General features: G+C 71.4%; 21 protein-coding genes and 1 pseudogene. 16 read left to right on the forward strand and 6 right to left on the reverse strand.

The features are described from left to right. The first annotated feature begins 21 nt into the window (after positions 1 to 21). The 4 genes from RBJ65_RS04545 to RBJ65_RS04560 are packed head-to-tail and all read left to right on the forward strand — an operon-like array spanning position 22 to position 3996. Positions 22 to 945 carry an ABC transporter permease gene (locus RBJ65_RS04545; RefSeq protein ID WP_306317932.1) on the forward strand — a complete coding sequence of 308 codons (924 nt, stop codon included), beginning with the start codon at positions 22 to 24 and terminating at the stop codon, positions 943 to 945. After that, positions 938 to 1864 (forward strand): ABC transporter permease, encoded by a 927-nt coding sequence (locus tag RBJ65_RS04550; protein ID WP_306317933.1) that lies wholly within the window; start codon positions 938 to 940, stop codon positions 1862 to 1864. The genes RBJ65_RS04545 and RBJ65_RS04550 overlap by 8 nt, the downstream gene beginning before the upstream one ends. Before the next feature lie 4 nt (positions 1865 to 1868). After that, complete coding sequence (locus RBJ65_RS04555; protein WP_306317934.1) at positions 1869 to 2864, forward strand: ABC transporter ATP-binding protein; 996 nt, start codon at positions 1869 to 1871, stop codon at positions 2862 to 2864. Next, positions 2848 to 3996 (forward strand): ABC transporter ATP-binding protein, encoded by a 1149-nt coding sequence (locus RBJ65_RS04560; protein ID WP_306317935.1) that lies wholly within the window; start codon positions 2848 to 2850, stop codon positions 3994 to 3996. Before RBJ65_RS04555 ends, RBJ65_RS04560 begins: the two co-directional genes overlap by 17 nt. Before the next feature lie 150 nt (positions 3997 to 4146). On the opposite strand, the gene RBJ65_RS04565 is transcribed toward RBJ65_RS04560, so the two are convergent. Then, complete coding sequence (locus RBJ65_RS04565) at positions 4147 to 6255, reverse strand: prolyl oligopeptidase family serine peptidase (protein WP_306317936.1); 2109 nt, start codon at positions 6253 to 6255, stop codon at positions 4147 to 4149. A gap of 180 nt (positions 6256 to 6435) precedes the next feature. Between RBJ65_RS04565 and RBJ65_RS04570 the strand changes: the two genes are divergently transcribed. The 6 genes and pseudogenes from RBJ65_RS04570 to RBJ65_RS04595 all read left to right on the forward strand — a co-directional run bounded on the left by RBJ65_RS04570 (position 6436) and on the right by RBJ65_RS04595 (position 11915). Then, positions 6436 to 6630, forward strand: a complete 195-nt coding sequence (locus tag RBJ65_RS04570; protein ID WP_306317937.1) for a hypothetical protein — start codon at positions 6436 to 6438, stop codon at positions 6628 to 6630. A 64-nt stretch (positions 6631 to 6694) separates the two neighbouring features. Next, positions 6695 to 7618 (forward strand): N-acetyl-1-D-myo-inositol-2-amino-2-deoxy-alpha-D-glucopyranoside deacetylase, encoded by a 924-nt coding sequence (mshB, locus tag RBJ65_RS04575; protein WP_306317938.1) that lies wholly within the window; start codon positions 6695 to 6697, stop codon positions 7616 to 7618. Continuing rightward, positions 7618 to 8121 carry a DUF6113 family protein gene (locus RBJ65_RS04580; protein ID WP_306317939.1) on the forward strand — a complete coding sequence of 168 codons (504 nt, stop codon included), beginning with the start codon at positions 7618 to 7620 and terminating at the stop codon, positions 8119 to 8121. The genes mshB and RBJ65_RS04580 overlap by 1 nt, the downstream gene beginning before the upstream one ends. 769 nt (positions 8122 to 8890) lie before the next feature. Next, positions 8891 to 10321, forward strand: a complete 1431-nt coding sequence (locus RBJ65_RS04585; RefSeq protein WP_306317940.1) for a hypothetical protein — start codon at positions 8891 to 8893, stop codon at positions 10319 to 10321. A gap of 106 nt (positions 10322 to 10427) precedes the next feature. After that, a pseudogene (locus tag RBJ65_RS04590) lies at positions 10428 to 11255 on the forward strand (ABC transporter ATP-binding protein); the annotation flags it as partial. A gap of 405 nt (positions 11256 to 11660) precedes the next feature. Beyond that, positions 11661 to 11915, forward strand: a complete 255-nt coding sequence (locus tag RBJ65_RS04595; protein WP_306318019.1) for a LuxR C-terminal-related transcriptional regulator — start codon at positions 11661 to 11663, stop codon at positions 11913 to 11915. A 60-nt stretch (positions 11916 to 11975) separates the two neighbouring features. Here RBJ65_RS04595 and RBJ65_RS04600 read toward each other — a convergent pair whose 3' ends face one another. Further along, positions 11976 to 12818 carry a transglutaminase-like domain-containing protein gene (locus tag RBJ65_RS04600; RefSeq protein WP_306317941.1) on the reverse strand — a complete coding sequence of 281 codons (843 nt, stop codon included), beginning with the start codon at positions 12816 to 12818 and terminating at the stop codon, positions 11976 to 11978. A gap of 38 nt (positions 12819 to 12856) precedes the next feature. Continuing rightward, positions 12857 to 13921, reverse strand: coding sequence for a GNAT family N-acetyltransferase (locus RBJ65_RS04605; RefSeq protein WP_306317942.1), 1065 nt, complete (start codon positions 13919 to 13921; stop codon positions 12857 to 12859). A 140-nt stretch (positions 13922 to 14061) separates the two neighbouring features. On the opposite strand from RBJ65_RS04605, the gene fdxA reads away from it, so the two are divergent. Next, on the forward strand, positions 14062 to 14382 hold the full coding sequence (gene fdxA, locus RBJ65_RS04610; protein WP_306317943.1) for a ferredoxin: 321 nt from the start codon (positions 14062 to 14064) through the stop codon (positions 14380 to 14382). Between the two features lie 130 nt (positions 14383 to 14512). Next, positions 14513 to 15637, forward strand: coding sequence for a bifunctional succinyldiaminopimelate transaminase/glutamate-prephenate aminotransferase (locus RBJ65_RS04615; RefSeq protein ID WP_306317944.1), 1125 nt, complete (start codon positions 14513 to 14515; stop codon positions 15635 to 15637). A gap of 183 nt (positions 15638 to 15820) precedes the next feature. On the opposite strand, the gene RBJ65_RS04620 is transcribed toward RBJ65_RS04615, so the two are convergent. Together RBJ65_RS04620 and RBJ65_RS04625 are read right to left on the reverse strand one after the other, a co-directional pair. After that, positions 15821 to 16249 (reverse strand): ATP-binding protein, encoded by a 429-nt coding sequence (locus RBJ65_RS04620; RefSeq protein ID WP_306317945.1) that lies wholly within the window; start codon positions 16247 to 16249, stop codon positions 15821 to 15823. 298 nt (positions 16250 to 16547) lie between these two features. Further along, on the reverse strand, positions 16548 to 17504 hold the full coding sequence (locus RBJ65_RS04625; protein ID WP_306317946.1) for a heavy metal transporter: 957 nt from the start codon (positions 17502 to 17504) through the stop codon (positions 16548 to 16550). Between the two features lie 73 nt (positions 17505 to 17577). On the opposite strand from RBJ65_RS04625, the gene dapE reads away from it, so the two are divergent. Together dapE and RBJ65_RS04635 are read left to right on the forward strand one after the other, a co-directional pair. Next, positions 17578 to 18660: a succinyl-diaminopimelate desuccinylase gene (gene dapE, locus RBJ65_RS04630; RefSeq protein WP_306317947.1), complete on the forward strand. Its 1083-nt coding sequence runs from the start codon at positions 17578 to 17580 to the stop codon at positions 18658 to 18660. A gap of 87 nt (positions 18661 to 18747) precedes the next feature. Next, positions 18748 to 19497, forward strand: coding sequence for a TIGR00730 family Rossman fold protein (locus RBJ65_RS04635; RefSeq protein WP_306317948.1), 750 nt, complete (start codon positions 18748 to 18750; stop codon positions 19495 to 19497). 30 nt (positions 19498 to 19527) lie between these two features. On the opposite strand, the gene folP is transcribed toward RBJ65_RS04635, so the two are convergent. Beyond that, entirely contained in the window at positions 19528 to 20388 is an 861-nt protein-coding gene (folP, locus tag RBJ65_RS04640) for a dihydropteroate synthase (protein WP_306317949.1), read from the reverse strand. A gap of 129 nt (positions 20389 to 20517) precedes the next feature. Between folP and RBJ65_RS04645 the strand changes: the two genes are divergently transcribed. Both RBJ65_RS04645 and RBJ65_RS04650 read left to right on the forward strand, forming a co-directional pair. After that, positions 20518 to 20919, forward strand: a complete 402-nt coding sequence (locus tag RBJ65_RS04645) for a DivIVA domain-containing protein (RefSeq protein ID WP_306317950.1) — start codon at positions 20518 to 20520, stop codon at positions 20917 to 20919. Further along, positions 20916 to 21515: a DNA-3-methyladenine glycosylase I gene (locus RBJ65_RS04650; RefSeq protein WP_306317951.1), complete on the forward strand. Its 600-nt coding sequence runs from the start codon at positions 20916 to 20918 to the stop codon at positions 21513 to 21515. Before RBJ65_RS04645 ends, RBJ65_RS04650 begins: the two co-directional genes overlap by 4 nt. Positions 21516 to 21519 lie beyond the last annotated feature (4 nt).

Consider the following 21519-nt stretch of genomic DNA (forward strand, 5'->3'; position numbering starts at 1 on the left):
GGGTTACGTGAGGGAGGTGCCGTGGGGCGCTATGTGATCCGGCGGCTGCTGCAGATGATCCCGGTGTTCATCGGCACCACGCTGCTGATCTTCCTCATGGTCAACGTCATGGGCGACCCGACGGCGGCGCTCTGCGGCGACAAGGCCTGCGACCCGGCCACCCAGGCCCAGCTGCAGAAGGACTTCAACCTCGACAAGCCGCTGGTGCAGCAGTACTTGATCTACCTCGGCAATATCTTCCAGGGCGACTTCGGCACCGCCTTCAATGGTGATTCGGTCGCCGATCTGCTGCTGCGCGCCTACCCCGTCACCATCAAGCTGACGTTCGTGGCGATCGTCTTCGAGATCGTCATCGGTATCGGCCTCGGCGTCATCACCGGCCTTCGCCGCGGCAAGCCCGTCGACACCGGCGTACTCGTCCTCACCCTGGTCGTCATCTCCGTGCCGACGTTCGTGACCGGGCTCGTCGCCCAGCTCCTCTTCGGCATGGAGTGGGGGATCGTCAAACCCTCGGTGGCGTACGAGGCTCCGTTCAGCGAGCTGATCCTGCCGGGGCTCGTGCTCGCGTCCGTGTCCCTGGCGTACGTGACCCGCCTGACCCGCACCTCCGTCGCCGAGAACGCCAAGTCCGACTACGTCCGCACCGCCGTCGCCAAGGGGCTGCCGCGGCGCCGGATCATCTGGCGGCACCTGCTGCGCAACTCGCTGATCCCGGTCGTCACCTTCATCGGCACCGACATCGGCGCCCTGATGGGCGGGGCCATCGTGACCGAGCGGATCTTCAACATCCGCGGCGTCGGCTACCAGCTCTACCAGGGCATCCTCCACCAGTCCTCGCCGACGGTGGTCGGCTTCGTGACCGTCCTGGTGATCGTCTTCCTGCTCGCCAACCTCATCGTCGACCTGCTCTACGCCGTCCTTGACCCGAGGATCCGCTATGCCTGAGCCCGTCACCCCGGTCACCGTCGAGGCCCAGCTCACGCCCGGCAGCACGCCCGAGGGCGGCGGCGCGGAGGGGCCCGCGCGCTCCCTGTGGTCGGACGCCTGGCGCTCGCTGCGCCGCAACCCGGTCTTCCTCGTCTCGGCGCTGATCATCCTGTTCCTGATCGTCGTCGCGATCTGGCCGCAGCTCCTCGCGAGCGGCGACCCCAACGACTGCGACCTCGCCCACGGCCAGGAGACGTCCAGCTCCGGACACCCCTTCGGGTACGACGCCCAGGGCTGCGACGTCTACACGCGCACGGTGTACGGGGCGCGGGCCTCGATCACCGTCGGCATCTGCGCCACCGCGGGTGTCGCCCTGCTCGGCGGGATCCTCGGGGCGCTCGCCGGGTTCTACGGGCGGTGGGCGGACGCCCTGCTGTCCCGCGTCGCCGACATCTTCTTCGGCATCCCCGTCGTCCTCGGCGGCCTCGTGCTGCTGTCCGTGGTGACCTCGACGACGGTGTGGCCGGTCGTCGGATTCATCGTGCTGCTCGGCTGGCCGCAGATCTCCCGCATCGCGCGCGGCTCCGTGATCACGGTCAAGGAGAACGACTACGTGCACGCCGCGCGCACCCTCGGCGCCTCCAACTCCCGGATCCTGCTGCGGCACATCCTGCCGAACGCGGTCGCCCCGGTGATCGTCGTCGCGACCATCGCGCTCGGCACGTACATCGCCCTGGAGGCGACCCTTTCGTTCCTCGGCGTCGGCCTGAAGCCGCCCGCGGTCTCCTGGGGCATCGACATCTCGAACGCCGCCCCGTACATCCGCAACGCCCCGCACATGCTGCTGTATCCGGCGGGCGCCCTGGCCCTCACGGTCCTCGCGTTCATCATGCTCGGCGACGCGGTGCGCGACGCCCTCGACCCCAAGCTGAGGTAGCCGCATGGCCCTGTTGGAAGTACGCGACCTGCACGTCGAGTTCCGTACCCGCGACGGAGTCGCCAAGGCGGTCAACGGCGTCAACTACACCGTCGACGAGGGCGAGACGCTCGCCGTGCTCGGGGAGTCGGGCAGCGGCAAGTCCGTCACCGCGCAGGCCGTGATGGGCATCCTCGACATGCCGCCGGGACGGATCTCCGGCGGCGAGATCCTCTTCAAGGACAAGAATCTGCTGACCCTCAAGGAGGAGGAGCGGCGGAAGATCCGCGGCGCCGAGATGGCGATGATCTTCCAGGACGCGCTGTCCTCCCTGAACCCCGTGCTCACCGTGGGGGAGCAGCTCGGCGAGATGTTCGTCGTCCACAAGGGGATGTCGAAGAAGGACGCCAGGGCGAAGGCCGTCGAGCTGATGGACCGGGTGCGGATCCCGGCCGCGAAGGAGCGGGTGAGCCAGTACCCGCACCAGTTCTCCGGCGGCATGCGCCAGCGCATCATGATCGCGATGGCGCTCGCGCTCGAACCCTCGCTGATCATCGCGGACGAGCCGACCACCGCCCTCGACGTCACTGTCCAGGCCCAAGTCATGGACCTGCTGGCCGAGTTGCGGCGCGAGCTCAACATGGGGCTCATCCTCATCACCCACGACCTGGGCGTCGTCGCGGACGTCGCCGACAAGATCGCCGTCATGTACGCGGGCCGGATCGTCGAGCAGGCGCCGGTGCACGAGATCTACAAGGCGCCCGCCCACCCGTACACCAAGGGCCTGTTGGAGTCGATCCCGCGCCTCGACCAGAAGGGCCAGGAGCTGTTCGCCATCAAGGGGCTCCCGCCGAACCTCATGAACATCCCGCCCGGCTGCGCCTTCAACCCGCGCTGCCCGATGGCCCAGGACGTGTGCCGCACGGACGTCCCGCCGCTTGCCGAGGTCGCTGGTTCCTCAGGGGCCCGTCGCAGCGCCTGCCACTTCTGGAAGGAGACGCTCGATGCCGCAGCACGGTAAGCACGTGAGCAAGGACGACCTGAAGCGCGAGGGCAGGATCGCCACGCACCTCCTCCACAAGGCGCAGGCGGAGAACGACTACGCGGAGCACGGCTCGCCCTCCGGACACGAACCGCTGCTCCAGGTACGCGGATTGACCAAGCACTACCCCCTCACCCAGGGCATCCTCGTCAAGAAGCAGATCGGCTCCGTGAAGGCCGTCGACGGCGTCGACTTCGACCTCGGGCAGGGCGAGACGCTCGGCATCGTCGGCGAGTCCGGCTGCGGCAAGTCGACCGTCGCGAAGATGCTGGTGAATCTGGAGCGGCCGACCGCGGGTGTCATCAAGTACAAGGGCGAGGACATCACCACGCTCTCCGGCCGCGCTCTGAGGGCCGTGCGCCGCAACATCCAGATGGTGTTCCAGGACCCGTACACGTCCTTGAACCCGCGGATGACGGTCGGCGACATCATCGGAGAGCCGTACGAGATCCATCCCGAGGTGGCCCCGAAGGGCGACCGCAGGAAGAAGGTCCAGGACCTGCTCGACGTCGTCGGCCTCAACCCCGAGTACATCAACCGCTACCCGCACCAGTTCTCCGGCGGCCAGCGCCAACGCATCGGCATCGCGCGCGGGTTGGCGCTGCGCCCCGAGATCATCGTCGCGGACGAGCCGGTGTCCGCGCTCGACGTGTCCGTGCAGGCGCAGGTGGTGAACCTGCTCGACCGGCTGCAGAGCGAGTTCGACCTGAGTTACGTCTTCATCGCCCACGACCTGTCGATCGTGCGGCACATCTCCGACCGGGTCGGCGTCATGTACCTGGGCCGCATCGCCGAGATCGGCTCCGACGCCGAGATCTACGACCACCCGACGCACCCCTACACGCAGGCGCTGCTCTCGGCGGTGCCGATGCCGGACCCGGACGCGCGCGAGCACCGCGAGCGGATCCTGCTCTCCGGCGACGTCCCCTCGCCCGCCAACCCGCCCTCCGGCTGCCGCTTCCGTACGCGGTGCTGGAAGGCCCAGCAGAAGTGCGTGGACGAGGAGCCGGTGCTGGCCGTGCCGGAGGTCTTCCGGGGCGGCGACACCCCGGCGAGCCACCCGTCGGCCTGCCACTTCGCGGAGGAGAAGCGGGTCGTGCCGACGGAGTGAGTGCTTTTACGTGGCGGCAACCCGTCCGACGCGACGTCGATATGTGGACCGTCGAAGGTGTTCCACGTACGGCCGTGCGGGTGCCGTAGAACCGGGCCGGAGCGCGCCATGTCGCTCCGGCCCGGACCCGTCTCAGGACAGGTTCAACTCTCAGGTCAGCTCCAACGACCGCTTCAGGAAGTCGACCTGGAGCAGCAGCAGGTTCTCGGCGACCTGTTCCTGCGGCGTCATGTGGGTCACGCCGGACAGCGGCAGCACTTCGTGCGGCCGGCCGGCCGCGAGCAGTGCGGAGGACAGCCGCAGGGTGTGGGCCACCACTACGTTGTCGTCCGCGAGGCCGTGCACGATGAGCATCGGGCGGTGCTGCTCGGCCGCCTCGGAGAGACCGTCGTCGGTCACCAGGGAGCTGTGCGCGTACGCCTCCGGGGACGTCGCCGGATCGCCCAGGTAGCGCTCCGTGTAGTGGGTGTCGTAGAGCCGCTGGTCCGTCACCGGGGCGCCCACGACCGCCGCGTGGAAGACGTCCGGGCGGCGCAGCACCGCCATCCCCGCCAGGAAACCGCCGTAACTCCAGCCCCGGATCGCGACCTTGGAGAGGTCCAGCGGGAACCGGTCGGCCAGCGCGTGCAGGGCCGTGACCTGGTCCTCCATGGTCAGGGTCAGGTCACCCTTGATCGACTTCTCGCGTCCTGGCGAGATCCCGGGCGTGCCCCGGCCGTCCGCGACGATCACCGCGAAGCCCTGGTCGGCGAACCACTGCGAGGTGAGGTGCGGGTTGTGGGCCGCCACCACGCGCTGCCCGTGCGGGCCGCCGTAGGGGTCCATGAGGACCGGGAGCGGGCCGTCCCCCTCCTCGTAAGAGGAGGGCAGGAGAACGGCGCACGGGATGCCGTCCGCCTCCGTGAGCGTCACGCGCGGGGAGAGCAGCGGGCGTTCGGCGTGCGAGGCGATGTCCGCCACGTGCTTCCCGTCGCGCTCCACGCGTGCGCGCGCGCCGGGCGAGTCCGGCGTCGCGGACACGAGGACCGTCACGTCCCCGGAGCGGACCGCGGAGTGCACGCCGGGCTCCGTGGAGACGCGCTGCACTCCCAGCTCGTTGACCCGGTAGACGTGCACCTCGCCGGTCTCCGGGGACTCGGCGTCCGTCCCGGCCGACGCGGAGACGAGCACGTCGCTCTCGCCCACGTCGAGCACCGCCCGCACGTGCAACTGCGGCCCGGTCAGCGGGCGTTCGCCCACCGCGAGGACCCGGGCGCCGCCCTCGTCGGCGATCCGCACCAGCTGCCCGCTCGGCGACCAGCACGGCACCCCCGGCAGCAGCTCCAGCCAGTCGTCGTCCTCGTCGGCGTGCACCATCCGCGTCGAGCCGTCGTCCGTGTTCACGGCGAGGTAGAGCGCGCTGCGCTGGTCGCGGGCCTGGACGAGGATCAGCGGGGCGCCGTCCGCCGACCAGTGCACGCGCGCGAGGTACGGGTACGCCTTGCGGTCCCAGGTCACCTCGCTGCGGGCGCCGTCGATGTCGTACGCGAAGAGGCGTACCTCGGCGTTCGGGGTGCCGGCGGCGGGGTAGGCGACGCGGGCCGGCTCCCGGTCCGGGTGCGCGGGGTCGGCGATCCACCAACGGCGCACGTCCGCGTCGTCGACGCGGGCCACGAGCAGCCGGTCCGAGTCGGGGGACCACCAGTGGCCGCGGTACCGGGACATCTCCTCGGCCGCGATGAACTCCGCGAGCCCGTACGTCACCGTGTCCGACTCCGGGGTGGCCAGCGCCCTGTCCCCCTCGCCCTCCGCGCCGACGACGCGCAGCGCGCCCTGGGCGACGTACGCGATGTGCCGGCCGTCGGGGGAGGGGCGCGGGTCGATGACCGGTCCGGGGACGGGCAGTTCACGCGCCGTGCCCGCGCGCAGCTCGGCGGCGAACAGCCGCCCCGACAGGGCGAACGCGGCCAACTCGGCGGCGGCGTCGGTCGCGTAGCCCACGATGCCCGCGCCGCCCTCACGGCTGCGCTCGCGCCGGGCCCGCTCGGCGGCCGACAGGTTCTCCGCCGCCCCGCCGAGCAGCGCCACCGGCTCCGCGGCCACCCGCTCCTGACCGCTCGTCACGTCAAGAACCCACAGCGCGTTCGCCCGATCGGTGCCCGAGGCGGACCGCAGGAAGACGACGCGCTCGCCGTCCGGCGCCACCGTGAAGGCGCGCGGCGCTCCCAGTGTGAAGCGCTGTGTACGCGCGTGCTGACGAGGGAAGGTGTCGATGGTCATCTGGGCAGCCTAGAGCCAGGAGGGCTCTTGAAGACATGGAGCGTACGCGCCCCCGTGCGCTCCCGGCCGCATCGCGTGCTCCCCGATGACGACCCATGCGCGGGCACGGAAAGTTATGATCGTTAGCGCTGTGTGGGTACGAGTCCGTCGGCGACCGGATCACTTTGGAGGAGGACCGCTGTGGCACTCTCGATCTCGGCCGTGGTGCTGTTCGCGATCATCGTCTTCATCCTGATCAAGAAGTCGGGACTGAAAGCGGGACACGCGGTGGTGTGCATGCTCCTCGGTTTCTACCTGGCGAGTTCGTCCATCGCCCCCACGATCAAGCAGCTGACCACGAATGTGGCGGACATGGTCGGCGGCATCAAGTTCTAGCCGGGCCGCCTGTCGGCAGGCGTCTGTCGGCCGGGTGTCAGTGGGGCGTTCTACGCTGTGACACATGACGGAAATGCCAGGTCGGCGCCTGCTCCTCGTGCACGCGCACCCCGACGACGAGTCGATCAACAATGGCGCCACCATGGCCAAGTACGCCGCCGAAGGCGCCCAGGTCACGCTGGTGACCTGCACGCTCGGCGAGGAGGGCGAGGTCATTCCGGACGAACTGGAGCATTTGGCTCCGGACCGGGAGGATATTCTCGGACCGCACCGAATCGGTGAGTTGGCCGCCGCCATGAAGGAACTCGGCGTCGCCGACCACCGCTTCCTCGGCGGCCCCGGCCGCTTCCGCGACTCCGGGATGATGGGCGCTGCGCAGAACGAGCGGGAGGGCGCCTTCTGGTCCACCGAGCTCGACGAGGCCGCCGCCCACCTCGTCGCCGTGATCCGCGAGACCCGCCCCCAGGTCCTGATCACGTACGACCCCGACGGCGGCTACGGGCACCCGGACCACATCCAGGCCCACCGCGTCGCCATGCGCGCCGCCGAACTGGCCGCCGAGACCGCCTTCCGGCGCGACCTCGGGGAGCCGCACACGATCGCCAAGGTCTACTGGAACCGGGTGCCGCGCGCGGTGGTCACCGCGAGGTTCGAGGAGCTGGAGCGGCTTCGGGGGCTCGGCTCCGTTCCGTTCGACGCCGTCGCGGTCGTCGACGACGTGCCGGGTGTCGTCGAGGACGAGCGGATCACCGCCGAGATCGACGGGCGGCCGTACGTCGAGCGGAAGGCGGCCGCGATGCGCGCGCACGCCACACAGGTCGACGTGGCGGCGGGGGACACGGTGTTCGCGCTCTCCAACGGGCTCGCGCAGCCGCTGTTCGACGTCGAGTACTACGAGTTGGTGCGGGGTGAACCCGGATCGCCGTACGAGAAGGACCTGTTCGAGGGTATCGAGGGTCTTGAGAGCACCGAGGGAGTGACCGCGTGATGGGCGGCGGGAAGAACGGCGGGACGAGCGGCGGGAAGAACGAGCGGGCCGCGGCGTCCACCGGGAACGGAAAGGCGGCCCCCGGCAAGGCGGGTGCGCACTCCGAGGTCGACCTGCCGTTCAGTTTCAGCGGGTTCACGGCCGGGCGGGTCCTCGCCCTGCTGCTCCTGTTCGTCCTCGGCGCGGTCGTCGCGGTCGCGGGGGGCCTCGTCCAAGGCGGCTGGTTCCCGGGCGGGTTGCTGCTCGCGCTGCTCGCGGCGGCCGGGCTCTTCCACGGCGGGGCGAGAGTGGCGCGCGGGCGCGCGGGGGCGGTGGCGCCCGCCGCGGGCTGGGTGCTCGCGGTGATCCTGCTCACCGCGAGCCGTCCGGAGGGCGACTTTTTGTTCGGCGCGGGAGCGGGCTCGTACCTCTTCCTCCTCGGAGGGATGGCTGTCGCTGTGATGTGTGCCACCTTCTGGCTGCCGGGGCAACCACCCGTGTCCACCGCCCGACTTGGGAAGTGACGTAGCCCTCCGGGCCGTCGCGCGGCGCGTGCCGCTGAAGGATTGGTCATCCGTCACACGGTGAGTTCCGGCGGCGGACAGTATGGTGGTGCGCGCCGCCGAGCAGCCCGCGCGAGGTCGAGACGGGCGGCGGAGCCAACCGGGAGAACCTGCCTTGAGCCGTGAAACTGACAGTTCGTCCTCCGGGCCCCAGGGGCGCGGCGCTGCCGCGTACCCGTCGGGCACGCCTCCGTATGGATCGCCCGCGCAGGACGCGGCGTCCGGTGACGGCGGTCCGACACCGCCGGGTGACCAGGGCGCCCCGGAATCGCCCAAGACCGAGACGACGCTGACGACCCGGATCCGGATCAACATTCCCGGTTCCCGACCGATTCCTCCGGTGGTCATGCGGACGCCGATGAGTGACGTGGACGGTAACCAGGACGGTGGTGCCGGTTCTGGTGCTGGTGCCGGTGCCGGTGCCGGTGCCGGATCCGGGTCTGGTGCGGATGCCGGTCCTGCGTCGCGGGGCTCTGCCCCGGACCCCGCTGCTCAATCGCCGCAGGGGCTTGATGGGTCGGCGGGGCGTGCGTCTCAAGATGGGGCCGGCCGTGCGCCGCAGGCACCGGCGGGGAGTGAGGCGCCGCAGCGTGAGGAGAAGACGAGCGACTGGTTCGCGCCGCGCAAGTCGCCCTCGGGGACGCGTGGTGGTCCGGCCGCCGGTGCGCCCACGCCGCCCCCGCCGCCTGCGCCGAACCCCAACTCCGGTGGTTCCTCCGGCGGATTCGACGTGTCCGGCGCCGTGGCGGCAGGACCGCTCGGCACCGGTGGCGCCCCCGGCCCCCGTGGCGACCAGTCCCGGGGCGACCTGCCGTACTTCTCCGCAAACCAGGACGCGGGAACGCCCGACTCCGGACCCGTGGGACCCACCGCGGGCCCGGCCGCGGGCGACGGCCCCATGGTCCCGCCCGCCGCCCCGAACCCGCCGGTCCCCGGCGCCGGTGGCACGCCGCCGCGGATGAGCGACGACACCGCGATCCTCACGCCGCAGAAGCCCGCCCCTGAACCGCCCTCAGGCGGCAACTCCGGCGGCAGCGGCAACGTCTCCGGTGACACGCTCACCAGCGGCCTGCGCGTCATCCCTGCGGACGACGAGCCCAACGGCCCGGCCGCCCCCGGCGGGTTCCGGCAGACCCCAGCCAACCCCGCGACGCCCGCCGCGCACACCCCGCCCAAGCTGCCCGACCCGGTGCCCGCCACCCCGGCCCCCGCGAAAAAGAAGAAGGGCCGCAACAAGCTGGTGCTGCTCGGCGCGGGCGTCGTCGGCGTGGCCGGAGTCGCGTACGGCGCGGGCCTGTTGATGAACCACTCCGACGTCCCGAAGGGCACCACCGTCGCCGGAGTCGACATCGGCGGCGGCACCCGCGACGAGGCCACCAGCAAGCTGGAGAACGCCCTCGGCAAGCGCACCGAACAGGCGCTGAAGCTGGAGGTCGACGGCAAGTCCGTGGAGATGGAGCCGGAGCAGGCGGGCCTCTCCTTCGACACCGCGTCGACCGTGTCGGCCGCCGCGGGCAGCGACTACAACCCGATCTCCGTGATCGGCTCGCTGTTCGGCAACGAACGGGTCGTCGACCCGGTCGTGCCCGTCGACGAGGAGAAGCTCGCCGCGTCCCTGGAGCGGGCCGCGGGCGGCGCCGCCGCGTCCGGCGAGGGCACCATCAAGTTCGAGCCGGGCAAGGCCGTCCCCGTCTACGGCAAGACCGGCAAGGGGCTCGACGTCGCCCAGTCGGTCTCCGCCGTCAAGGACGCCTACCGCGCGCAGATCGCGAACGGCTCGTCCGAGTCGGTCCCGCTGGCGACGGCGACGCGGAAGCCGACGATCTCGAACGCCGAGGTCGACCGGAAGATGCAGCAGTTCGCCGAGCCCGCGATGTCCGGTCTGATCACCGTCAAGGCGGGCAACGCCTCGATCCAGTTCGGCCCCGACAAGTCGCTGCCGAAGATCCTCGGCGTGAAGCCGGTCAACGGCAAGCTGGTCGAGACGTACAACCTGCCGGTGCTCAAGCAGCTCTACGGCAACACCTTCGACGGCGTCCTGATCACCCGCGGCACCGGCAAGAAGACGCCGGTCCAGCCGACGGACGTGGCACAGGCCATCGCCAAGGCGCTGCTCGGCAAGACCGCGGCGGAGCGCACGGCGGAGATCCAGACCTCGTAGGCCCCGCCCGACGTACGCGTCACGAGTCCCGCATGACATCCGTCATGCGGGACTCACGCTTGTCGACACTGCCGCGCACCCCCGCCGACCGGCGAGGCTGACTGCCATGACGACACACGCGGCGGTCACCTTCACCGGGGTGACGAAGACGTACGGCACCGTGCGGGCGGTCGACGACCTCGGCCTCGAACTGCGCGCGGGGGAGACGGTCGCCCTGCTCGGCCCGAACGGCGCGGGCAAGTCCACCACCCTCGACCTGCTCCTCGGCCTGCGCCCCGCCGACACCGGAGAGGTCCGCGTCTTCGGCACGAGCCCGCGCGAGGCGATCACGGCGGGCCGGGTCGGCGCCATGCTGCAGAGCGGCGGCCTGATGGACGAGGTGACCGTGCGCGAGCTCGTCCGGCTCGGCTGCGCCCTGCACCCGAGGCCGCACGCGGTGGACGACGTACTGACCAGGGCCGGACTCACCCAGATCGCCGACCGCAAGGTCAACAAGCTCTCCGGCGGCCAGGAGCAGCGCGTCCGCTTCGCCCTCGCCACGGCGGGCGACAGCGACCTCATCGTCCTCGACGAGCCGACCACCGGCATGGACGTGAGCGCCCGCCACGCGTTCTGGTCGACCATGCGCGCGCAGGCCGACCAGGGCCGCACCGTGCTGTTCGCCACGCACTACCTGGAGGAGGCGGACGCGATCGCCGACCGCGTCCTCGTGCTGCACCGCGGGCGGCTGCTCGCCGACGGCACGGCCGCCGAGATCAAGGCGAAGGCCGGCGCCCGCCGGGTCTCCTTCGACCTGGAGGGCCCGATCGACGAGGCCGCCGTCAAGGGGCTCCCGTTCCTGACCGGCGTATCCATCAGCGGCCAGACGGTCCGCATCCAGTCCACCGACGCCGACGCGACCGTGCACGCCCTGTACGGGCTCGGCGGCTACCCGTCCGTGCTGTTCCTGCTGATCGCGGGCAAGTCCGACACCACCGCCATGGTCGACGACACGGGCCTGAATCTGCCCGCGTATGTGATGGTCTCGATGGCCTCCTTCGGCGCGCTCACCGCCGTCCTCATGGGCAACAGCGAGCGCATCGCGAAGGAGCGGGAGAGCGCCTGGGTACGGCAGTTGAGGCTCACCACGCTGCCCGGGCGCGGCTATGTCCTCGCCAAGACCGCGAGCGCCGCCGTCGTCTCGCTCCCGTCCATCGTGATCGTCTTCGCCGTGGCCGCGGCCTTCAAGGACGTACGGTTCGACGCCTGGCAGTGGCTCGCGCTCACCGGCGCGACCTGGGCGGGCAGCCTCGTCGTCGTGCTCACCACCTTCGGCCGCCCCGGCTATCTGCGCAGCGCCATGGAGGCGGGCGCCGCCGCGTTCCTGGTCAAGGACGCGCCCGCCGCGCAACTCGCCGATGCCGTACGGAAGGTGCTCGCGGGCGAGCGCGTCATCGACCCCACGCTCGCGGCGGCGGCCCTCGCGGAGGGCGCGAACCCGCTCACCGACCGCGAACGCGAGGTGCTGCGCGCGGCGGCGGACGGCCGCACCAACGCGGAACTCGCGGCGGCGCTGCACCTGTCGCCCCTGTTCTCAAGCCCCTGCGGCGATTGAGCAGCGGGGTCCGGGGCAGAGCCCCGAACCGCAACCCCGGCCCACCGCAACCAAAACCGGTCAATTCAGCATCGCGCGCGCCGCCCGCGCCTGCTCCCGCACCGACTCCGCCGCCGTCTCGTCCACGGCCCCGACCACCTCCGCGTACGCCTCAAGCTCCACCGCCCCGCTCACGAAGTCACCGCGCTGTACGAGGAGTTGGGCCCGCTCGTAGCGCAGTCGCGCCGGATGCGAGGGCAGCAGCAGGGACAGCTCGACCGCCCACAGCGACACGTCGGAGCGCTCGGGCCTGGTCGCCGCCCACGCCCGGATGTTGTTGAGGATCCGCAGTACGACGTCCAGCGGGTCGGCGGGCCGCAGCATCGCCGGGTCGAGCGAGCCACCGGTCGCGCCCGCCACGAGGATTTGGGCGTCGGGCCCGGTCAACACCCGCCCGCCGTCGAACGGATCGGCCAGCACCTGCTCCTCCGGCGCCCCGAACCCGACCACGAAGTGCCCCGGCAGGGCCACCCCGCACACCGGCGCCCCGGCCCGCCTGGCCACCTCCAGCCACACCACCGACAACAGGATCGGCAGCCCTCTGCGGCGCCGTACGACCTCGTGCAGCAGGGACGACTCAAGGCGCTGGTAGGCGCCCGGCGTGCCGTGGAACCCGAGGCGCTCGCCGAGCAGTTCGGCGCACGCGGTGGCCCAGGCGCGCGGGGTGCCCGGCCGATACGGCAGCCGTCCGGCGAGCTCGTCCAGCTCGATCTGGACGGCGTCCATGCCCGCCTCGTCGAGCGAGGCGTCGCCCTGCGCGGCGAGCAGCAGGCACAGCTGCGCCAGATCGGGCCGCTCGGCCCGCGCCTCCTCGGCGAACCGGCGCCGCAGCTCCGTGGAACGGGGGGAAAGGTGGGGGGACATACGTGCCTCGTGCCCTCTCAGGCCGATCGATTAGCGGGTCAGCGGGGACCGCGGTCCGGAGCACGGTAGTGGTGATAGGCGTGATGCGTGGCGAAACCCATGCGGTCGTAGAGGGCGCGCGCCCCCTCGTTGTCCGCCTCGACCTGGAGCCAGGCCGCCGAGGCGCCCTCGTCGAGCGCCCGCCGCGCGAGCGCCGTCATCACGTCCGTGGCGAGCCCCTGGCGCCGCAGCGCGGGATCGACCTCGACGGCGGCGAACCCGGCCCACCGCCCGTCGACCACGCACCGCCCGATCGCGGCGGGCACGTCACCGGCCCCGTCCCCCGGCACGGTCGCGAACCACACCGAAGGCCCGGCGCTCAGCACCTTCAGCGCCACCTCGCTCGCCCCCTTGCGCTGGTAGCGCGCGAGCCACGCCTCGTCGGGCTCGCGGGTGAGGCGCACGCGCGGGGCGTCCGGCGCGTCCCCGATGGGCGCGAGCGCGGCGATCCGCAGCTCGGCGCTCACCTCGCGCACCCAGCCGCGCGCCTCCAACTCGGCGCACAGCACCTCCTGCGCCCCCTCGGCGCCGGTCGCCGTCTGCGCGTACGCCGGGAGTCCACGGGCCGCGTACCACTCCTGTACGTGGCTCAGTGCGGCGTCGAGCGGAAGGCCGGGGTCCCCCAGCGGGAGCACGGAATTCGCGCGCCGTGTGAATCCCTTCCGTCGCCCGGCCGCCGCCCCCCAAGGACGCGCTTCGCGCGGCACCGCCTCGACTGCCGCCCTCAACTCCCAGTCGCCCAGCCGCTCGCCCTCGATCGGCCGCCAGGCCCGCGAGGCGACACGCGCGAGCTCCGGGTACGTGGCGGACGGGCCGCGGCGACGGGCCGGCGCGGCCGGCACCACCTTCCCCGCGACCAGCGTGGACTCCTCGATCCGCACACTTTCACCGTCTCGCCGTGTGACGAGCAGCACACCGTCGTCCCAGGATGTGAGAACACCGACGGTGTCGGTGAACTTCCGACCCGCGGATTCCTCCCCGCTCACCCGTCGCACAGAGACGCGTTTTCCCACGTCATCGCCTGAAATGCGGACTTCGAGACGTCCGCCCGCAGTGAATTCCACAGCTCGTCCCACCCCTCCTGTTCGGATCATGGCCGGGAACGGAGATACTAGGTGTGGGCATCGACGACGCCGCGCTCCCGCGCGCCAGGCGGCGGAGCCTGCGGAGGCCCGCCAGCGCCCTATCGAGGAGGAACGACAGCGTGACCTACGTCATCGCGCAGCCTTGTGTCGACGTCAAGGACAAGGCGTGCATCGAGGAGTGCCCGGTCGACTGCATCTACGAGGGCTCCCGGTCCTTGTACATCCACCCGGACGAATGCGTCGACTGTGGTGCCTGCGAACCGGTCTGCCCGGTCGAGGCGATCTTCTATGAGGACGACACTCCTGAGGAGTGGAAGGACTACTACAAGGCGAACGTCGAGTTCTTCGACGATCTCGGTTCGCCCGGTGGTGCCTCGAAGATGGGCCTGATCGAGAAGGACCACGCGTTCATCGCCGCGCTGCCGCCGCAGAACCAGTAGCTGCTGAGTTCAGCGGTACGCACAGGCGTTGCCCCGGTCCCGTACGGCTCTGACTGCCGTACGGGACCGAGGTGTTTGTCCACCACTACGTAAGAGCCCGTAAGAGCCTGTAAGAGAGCGAGCTGACCAGGTGTCCTCCGTCCCGGCCCCCATCGACCGCCTCCCCACCTTCCCCTGGGACAAGCTGGAGCCGTACAAGAAGACGGCCGCGGCGCACCCGGACGGCATCGTGGACCTGTCCGTCGGCACGCCGGTCGACCCGGTGCCCGAGCTGATCCAGAAGGCGCTGGTCGACGCCGCGGACTCGCCGGGCTACCCGACGGTGTGGGGCACCCCCGAGCTGCGCGACGCGCTGGTCTCCTGGTGCGAACGCCGCCTCGGCGCGCGCGACTTCGACCACACGAACGTGCTGCCGGTCGTCGGCTCCAAGGAACTCGTCGCCTGGCTTCCTACGCAGTTGGGCCTCGGCCCCGGCGACAAGGTGGCCTACCCGCGGCTCGCGTACCCGACGTACGAGGTGGGCGCCCGGCTGGCCCGTGCCGACTACGTCGTCTACGACGACCCGACCGAGCTCGACCCGGAGGGCATTCGCCTCCTGTGGCTGAACTCCCCGTCCAATCCGACGGGTCGGGTGCTTGCCAAGGACGAGCTGAAGCGCATCGTGGAGTGGGCCCGCGCGCACGGGATCCTGATCTTCTCCGACGAGTGCTACCTGGAGCTGGGCTGGGAGGCCGACCCGGTCTCGGTCCTGCACCCGGACGTCAACGGCGGCTCGTACGAGGGTCTTGTCGCGGTCCACTCGCTCTCGAAGCGCTCGAACCTGGCGGGCTACCGCGCGGCGTTCATCGCGGGTGACGCCGCCGTCCTCGGCCCGCTGCTCCAGATTCGCAAGCACGGCGGCATGATGACGTCCGCGCCGACGCAGGCGGCGGTCGTCGCGGCGCTCGGCGACGACGAGCACGTGCGGGTGCAGCGGGAGCGGTACGCGGCCCGCCGCGAGACGCTGCGCTCGGCTCTGCTGGCCCACGGTTTCCGTATCGAGCACAGCGAGGCGAGCCTCTACCTGTGGGCCACCCGGGACGAGTCCTGCTGGGACACGGTCGCCGCGCTTGCCGACCTGGGCATCCTGGTGGCCCCCGGCGACTTCTACGGAGAGGCGGGCGCCACCTTCGTCCGCGTAGCCCTGACGGCTTCGGACGACCGTGTCCAGGCGGCGGTGTCCCGGCTGAGCGGTTCAAGCCCCTGCGGCGACTGAGCGGCGGGGTCCGGGGCGGAGCCCCGTGACGTGAGCGCGGCCGACCGGTTCAAGCCCCTGCGGCGATTGAGCAGCGGGGTCCGGGGCGGAGCCCCGTGACGTGAGCGCGGCCGACCGCGACAGCGGCAAAACGGGGTGCCGGGAGCAGAACGCTCCCGGCACCCCGTTCGGGTAAACAGGCGGTCAGCCGATCGGCAGGCTGCCCAGCGCGTCGGTCGGCAGACCGTCACCACCCACCGGCAGCCCACCATCGGTCGCGGCCCCGGCCGTCTCACCGAGCACGTCACCCGCGCTCCCGGCCAGCCCACCCGCGGCCTCCTGCGCCGCCGGCGTCGCGGTCTTGGCGCTCGTGCCGACGACCTTACCCGCCGCCGGCACCGCCTTGTCGACGGCCTTGCTGCCGGCGTCGCCCGCGAGCCCGGTGGCGCTCTGAGCCGCACCGTCGACGGTGCTCCCCAGGTTCGCTCCGTCCAGGGCGGTCACACCGCCCAGGTCGGGCGTGGCCGGGAGGTCGACGGCGCTCGCGGAGCCGGCCGCACCGACCACGGGTGCCGCTCCCGCCGCTACGAGCAGCGCGGCACGGGCGATCCGACGGGTCAGGGGGAGGGACATGATGCTCCTTAGACGGGAGAGAACGTTTGGTGCCCGGTTGCCGTACGGCGATCGGACGCCGTGACAACAGCCCCAAGGCCCAGGAAGGTTGCGGGTCGGAAACGTAAAGGGTTCGCAATGCGTCGCATTATCAGGTGCGGGCAGAAACGGGCAAAGTTCGCGCATCGTCGGCCGCCGCAGAACCCTTACATCCCGCTGTGCACAAGGGATTTGGGGCCGAAGCCCCGACTCACTCGAAGGGGCCCGACCGGCGTCTAGTCGACGGGCCCCGCGTCACTCGTCCGAGTGGGCGCCCGCACTACTGCCCAGTGACGATTCGGACCTCGCCGACGGACGTGGAGGCGGCGGGACCGGACGACGATCGTCCACCGCTCTTCTCCGCCGACACCTTGCGCCACTTGTGCCCGGACTCCCCGGCGGTCCACTCCCGGCCCGCGTAGGAGACCCGCTCGATGCGCAGCGCCGAGGAGTTGGCCACCGCCCACTGCGCCAGCTCCCAGCCGCGCTGCCGCTCGCCGTCCTCGGCCGAGTCGACGGCGGCGGGCACCGGCACGCGCACGGAACTCTTTCCGGGCCCCGCCGCGGGCGCCACGCCCCGCCCGAAGTCCCGGGCGAGCGCGGCCTTCACGCGCGCGGGGTCACCGGCCCGCGCGCCCGCGCCGCCACCCGGCCGCCCCTCACAGGTGAGCGAAGCGGCGGCGCGCCCGGTCAGCGACGCGGCCAGCAACGTCGCGTCCGGCTCGTGCTTCGCGTACGCCTGCGGGTACCCGCTGAGCTGCACGCGCTGCGCGGCGGCGGTCAGGGGCAGCCGCGAGTAGCCCGGGATCTTCTCCAGGTGCGCGTAGAACCGCTCGGACGCGTACGCCGGATCCATGATCTGCTCCGCGGTGCCCCAGCCCTTCGTGGGCCGCTGCTGGAACAGGCCCAGCGAATCCCGGTCGCCGTGCTCGATGTTGCGAAGCCCCGACTCCTGGAGCGCCGTCGCGAGGGCGATCGTGACCGCCCGCTCGGGCATGCCGCGCGAGGTGCCGACGGCGGCGATCGTCGCCGCGTTCACCGCCTGCTCGGACGTGAACTCGTACGACGCCCCGGCGGCCTTGTCGGTGTGCGCCGAGACCACCACGCATCTCGGCTTGCCGCGGCCCCCGGTGGCGTACTGCACGGCCACGTACGTGGCCACGGCGAGCAGCACGACGACGGCCGCGCCGATACGGAGGAGGCGGCCGCGCCGGAAGAGAGTGGGGGGCTCAGACACGCGTCAAAGGTACTGGAGGCCACCGACAGTCCAGCCGCCGCACGGAAAACGCCCGCGTATTAGGCTCGACGCCATGGACCGTACCCCCCTTGACCTCACGCAGGACGCCGCGCGCCTCACCGCCCAGCTGGTCGACTTCCCCTCGCCCAGTGGCAGCGAGAAGGAGCTCGCCGACGCGATCGAGGGGGCCCTGCGCGAGCTGCCGCACCTCACGGTCGACCGGTACGGCAACAACATCGTGGCCCGCACGGACCTGGGCCGCGAGGAGCGGATCATCCTCGCCGGGCACATCGACACGGTCCCGATCGCCGACAACGTGCCCTCGCGGCTCGACGAGAACGGCACCCTGTGGGGCTGCGGTACGAGTGACATGAAGTCGGGTGTCGCCGTCCAGCTCCGTATCGCGCAGACCGTCCGCGAGCCCAACCGGGACCTCACGTTCGTCTTCTACGACAACGAAGAGGTCGCCGCACACCTCAACGGCCTGGGGCATGTGGCCGAGGCCCACCCCGACTGGCTGGAGGGCGACTTCGCGATCCTCCTTGAGGGGACGAACGGCGATGTCGAGGGCGGCTGCCAGGGCACCCTGCGCGTCATTCTGAAGACCAAGGGCGAGCGGGCCCACTCCGCGCGCGCGTGGATGGGCGACAACGCCATCCATGCCGCGTCCCCCATCCTGGAGCGCCTCGCCGCCTACGAGCCGCGCAAGCCGGTCGTCGACGGCCTCCAGTTCCACGAGGGTCTCAACGCGGTGGGCATCGAGGGCGGCCTCGCCAAGAACGTCATCCCCGACGCGTGCGCCGTCACGGTCAACTTCCGCTACGCGCCCGACCGCTCCATGGAGGAGGCCGAGAAGTTCGTCCGCGACTTCTTCGACGGCTGCCCCATCGAGGAGTTCCTCGTCGACGACCACACGGGAGGTGCCCGGCCGGGCCTCACCCACCCCGCTGCCGCCGCCTTCGTGGCGGCCGTCGGCGGCGAGGTGCGACCCAAGTTCGGCTGGACCGACGTCTCCCGCTTCAGCGCCCTCGGCGTCCCCGCGGTCAACTACGGTCCCGGCAACCCGATCTTCGCGCACAAGATCGACGAGCGGGTCGAGACCTCGCTCATCCTGGAGGGCGAGAAGCGCCTCGCCGCGTGGCTCACGGCTTCCTGATACGCCGAGGTCCCTCGCTCGTAACTCGCGTAGACCTACCCTTGCTCCACGTAAGCGCGCGTTACCTGCGCAGGAAGGGAGCAGACGATGAGCAACCCGGAGGGCAAGCGGCGTCCCAAGGAGCAGCGCCTCGGCCCGGTGGTCCGCCGCCGCGACCAGGTGCAGCCCGGAACGACCGACCAGCGTCTGCTCGACTCGGAAGGCCCCTCCGAGTGGGTGCACACGGATCCGTGGCGGGTCCTGCGCATCCAGTCGGAGTTCATCGAGGGCTTCGGCACGCTCGCCGAACTGCCGCCCGCGATCAGCGTGTTCGGCTCGGCCCGTACCTCGGAGGACTCGCCGGAGTACGCGGCGGGCGTCGCCATCGGCAAGGCCTTGGTGGAGGCCGGCTTCGCGGTGATCACCGGCGGCGGCCCCGGCGCCATGCAGGCGGCCAACCAGGGCGCCGTGGAGGCCAAGGGCATCTCGGTCGGCCTCGGCATCGAGCTGCCCTTCGAGCAGGGCCTCAACCCGTACGTCGACCTGGGTCTGAACTTTCGGTACTTTTTTGTCCGAAAGACCATGTTTGTGAAGTATGCCCAGGGCTTCGTCGTCCTGCCCGGCGGCCTCGGCACCCTGGACGAGCTCTTCGAGGCGCTCACCCTCGTGCAGACCACGAAGGTGACGCGGTTCCCGATCGTCCTCTTCGGCTCGCAGTACTGGAGCGGCCTGGTCGACTGGCTGAAGAACACGGTGATCGCCCAGGGCAAGGCGGGAGAGGCCGACCTGCTGCTCTTCCACGTCACGGACGACGTGGAGGAGGCGATCACGCTGGTCACCAAGGAGACCGGCAAGTAGGCCGTCGAACGGCCTCCTACAGAAGAGCCGTTACGCGAGTCCCCGGCGGGCGACCGCCGGGGGCCGGTGGCCCGCGATGGACGCCACCATGTCCAACACCTGGCGGGTCTCGGCGACTTCGTGCACCCGGTAGACCTGCGCCCCGAGCCACGCGGAGACCGCCGTGGTCGCGAGCGTCCCGATGACGCGCTCCTTGACCGGCTTGTCGAGGGTCTCACCGACGAAGTCCTTGTTGGAGAGGGAGACCAGCACCGGCCAGCCCGTGTCGACCATCTCCGGCAGCCGCCGCGTCGCCTCCAGGGAGTGCCGCGTGTTCTTCCCGAAGTCGTGGCCCGGGTCGATCAGCACCGACTCGCGCGGCACCCCGAGGGCGACGGCCCGCTCCGCGTAGCCCACCGTCACGTCCAGGATGTCCGCCATCACGTCCTCGTACGTCACCCGGTGCGGGCGCGTACGGGGCTCGGCGCCGCCCGCGTGCGTGCACACGATGCCCACCTTGTGGCGCGCCGCGACCTCCGCGAGCTTCGGGTCGACGCCGCCCCACGCGTCGTTGAGCAGATCCGCGCCCGCCTCGCACACCGCGTCGCCGACCTCGTGCCGCCAGGTGTCGACGCTGATGATCACGTCGGGGAAGCGGCGCCGCACCTCGGCGACGAAGCCGACGGTCCGCCGCGCCTCCTCCTCGGCGGTGACCTCCTCGCCGGGCCCCGCCTTCACCCCGCCGATGTCCACGATCATGGCGCCCTCGGACACCGCCTGCTCGACACGGGCGAGCGCGGGCTCGTCCCGGAACGTGGCGCCCTGGTCGTAGAAGGAGTCCGGGGTCCGGTTCACGATCGCCATGATCACCGGCTCGTGCGCGCCGAATTCGTGCTGGCCCAGCCTGAGCATCCCCTGTGACTCTCCTTCTCGTACCCGCTTGAACGTCGCCTGTGACCTTAACTGTCAGTGCGGCATGGCACGATCGAAGCCTGACGGTTGAGGGCCGCACGGCCCGGTCGAACCCAGGGGACGGCAGACATGGTCATGTTCTTGTTTCTGGTCGCCGCGCTGGTCGTGGTGATCGCCGCGGTGACCTTCGCGGTCATCGGCGGCGGCGACAGCGGCACGCTGCGCGACGAGCCGTCCCAGTTCTACGCGGACCCGCTGCCGCCCGACCGGCCGCTGGCCCCCGCCGACCTGGAGGAGCTCCGGCTGCCCACGGCGGTGCGGGGCTACCGCATGGCGGAGGTGGACGACGCGCTGAACCGCCTCGGGGCCGAACTGGCCGAGCGGGACGCGCGGATCACGGAACTGGAGGCCGCCCTCACCGCGGCCCACACGCGGCCCGGCCCGCAGCCGACCGACCACGGCCCGGAAACCGGCTTCGCGCCGCCCGGTGACTTCGGATACGGGTTCGGCCCGGGGGAGGGCCTGCGATGACCGAGCCGACAGAAGGCGCCCTCCCCGGGCCCGACGGAAAGCTCCGCTGCCCCTGGGGCCTGTCGACCGAGGACTACGTCGCGTACCACGACGAGGAGTGGGGCCGCCCGGTCCACGGCGACGACGCGCTCTTCGAGCGGCTCTGCCTGGAGGCGTTCCAGTCCGGGCTGTCCTGGATCACGATCCTCAGGCGCCGCGAGGGCTTCCGTACCGCGTTCTCCGGCTTCCGGATCGCGGACGTGGCCGCCTTCACGGACGCCGACCGCGAGCGCCTGCTCGCCGACCCCGGCATCATCCGCAACCGCGCCAAGGTCGACGCGACGCTCGCCAACGCGCGCGTGCTCGTCGACTGGGCGCCCGGCGAACTCGACAAGCTGATCTGGTCGTACGCGCCGGACGCCGCGGGCCGCCCGGTCCCGAAGGTCCTCGGCGACGTAGCGGCGATCACCGACGAGTCGACGGCCCTGTCCAAGGACCTGAAGAAGCGCGGCCTGCGCTTCGTCGGCCCCACGACCGCCTACGCCCTGATGCAGGCCTGCGGCCTGGTCAACGACCACTTGGCGGACTGCGTGTCCCGCGCGCGTACGACGGCGTGAGCGG

Source organism: Streptomyces sp. KL109B (genome assembly GCF_030766935.1).
Classification (GTDB): Bacteria; Actinomycetota; Actinomycetes; order Streptomycetales; family Streptomycetaceae; genus Streptomyces.

Excerpts from the sequence above, each read along its gene's own strand:
- RBJ65_RS04635 (WP_306317948.1), top strand. The coding sequence starts at position 18,748 with ATGAGCAACCCGGAGGGCAAGCGGCGTCCCAAGGAGCAGCGCCTCGGC.
- RBJ65_RS04600 (WP_306317941.1), bottom strand. The coding sequence starts at position 12,818 with ATGTCCCCCCACCTTTCCCCCCGTTCCACGGAGCTGCGGCGCCGGTTC.
- RBJ65_RS04650 (WP_306317951.1), top strand. The coding sequence starts at position 20,916 with ATGACCGAGCCGACAGAAGGCGCCCTCCCCGGGCCCGACGGAAAGCTC.
- RBJ65_RS04580 (WP_306317939.1), top strand. The coding sequence starts at position 7,618 with ATGGGCGGCGGGAAGAACGGCGGGACGAGCGGCGGGAAGAACGAGCGG.
- RBJ65_RS04645 (WP_306317950.1), top strand. The coding sequence starts at position 20,518 with ATGGTCATGTTCTTGTTTCTGGTCGCCGCGCTGGTCGTGGTGATCGCC.
- RBJ65_RS04595 (WP_306318019.1), top strand. The coding sequence starts at position 11,661 with ATGGAGGCGGGCGCCGCCGCGTTCCTGGTCAAGGACGCGCCCGCCGCG.
- RBJ65_RS04550 (WP_306317933.1), top strand. The coding sequence starts at position 938 with ATGCCTGAGCCCGTCACCCCGGTCACCGTCGAGGCCCAGCTCACGCCC.
- RBJ65_RS04555 (WP_306317934.1), top strand. The coding sequence starts at position 1,869 with ATGGCCCTGTTGGAAGTACGCGACCTGCACGTCGAGTTCCGTACCCGC.
- mshB (WP_306317938.1), top strand. The coding sequence starts at position 6,695 with ATGACGGAAATGCCAGGTCGGCGCCTGCTCCTCGTGCACGCGCACCCC.
- RBJ65_RS04565 (WP_306317936.1), bottom strand. The coding sequence starts at position 6,255 with ATGACCATCGACACCTTCCCTCGTCAGCACGCGCGTACACAGCGCTTC.
- RBJ65_RS04620 (WP_306317945.1), bottom strand. The coding sequence starts at position 16,249 with ATGTCCCTCCCCCTGACCCGTCGGATCGCCCGTGCCGCGCTGCTCGTA.
- folP (WP_306317949.1), bottom strand. The coding sequence starts at position 20,388 with ATGCTCAGGCTGGGCCAGCACGAATTCGGCGCGCACGAGCCGGTGATC.
- RBJ65_RS04560 (WP_306317935.1), top strand. The coding sequence starts at position 2,848 with ATGCCGCAGCACGGTAAGCACGTGAGCAAGGACGACCTGAAGCGCGAG.
- dapE (WP_306317947.1), top strand. The coding sequence starts at position 17,578 with ATGGACCGTACCCCCCTTGACCTCACGCAGGACGCCGCGCGCCTCACC.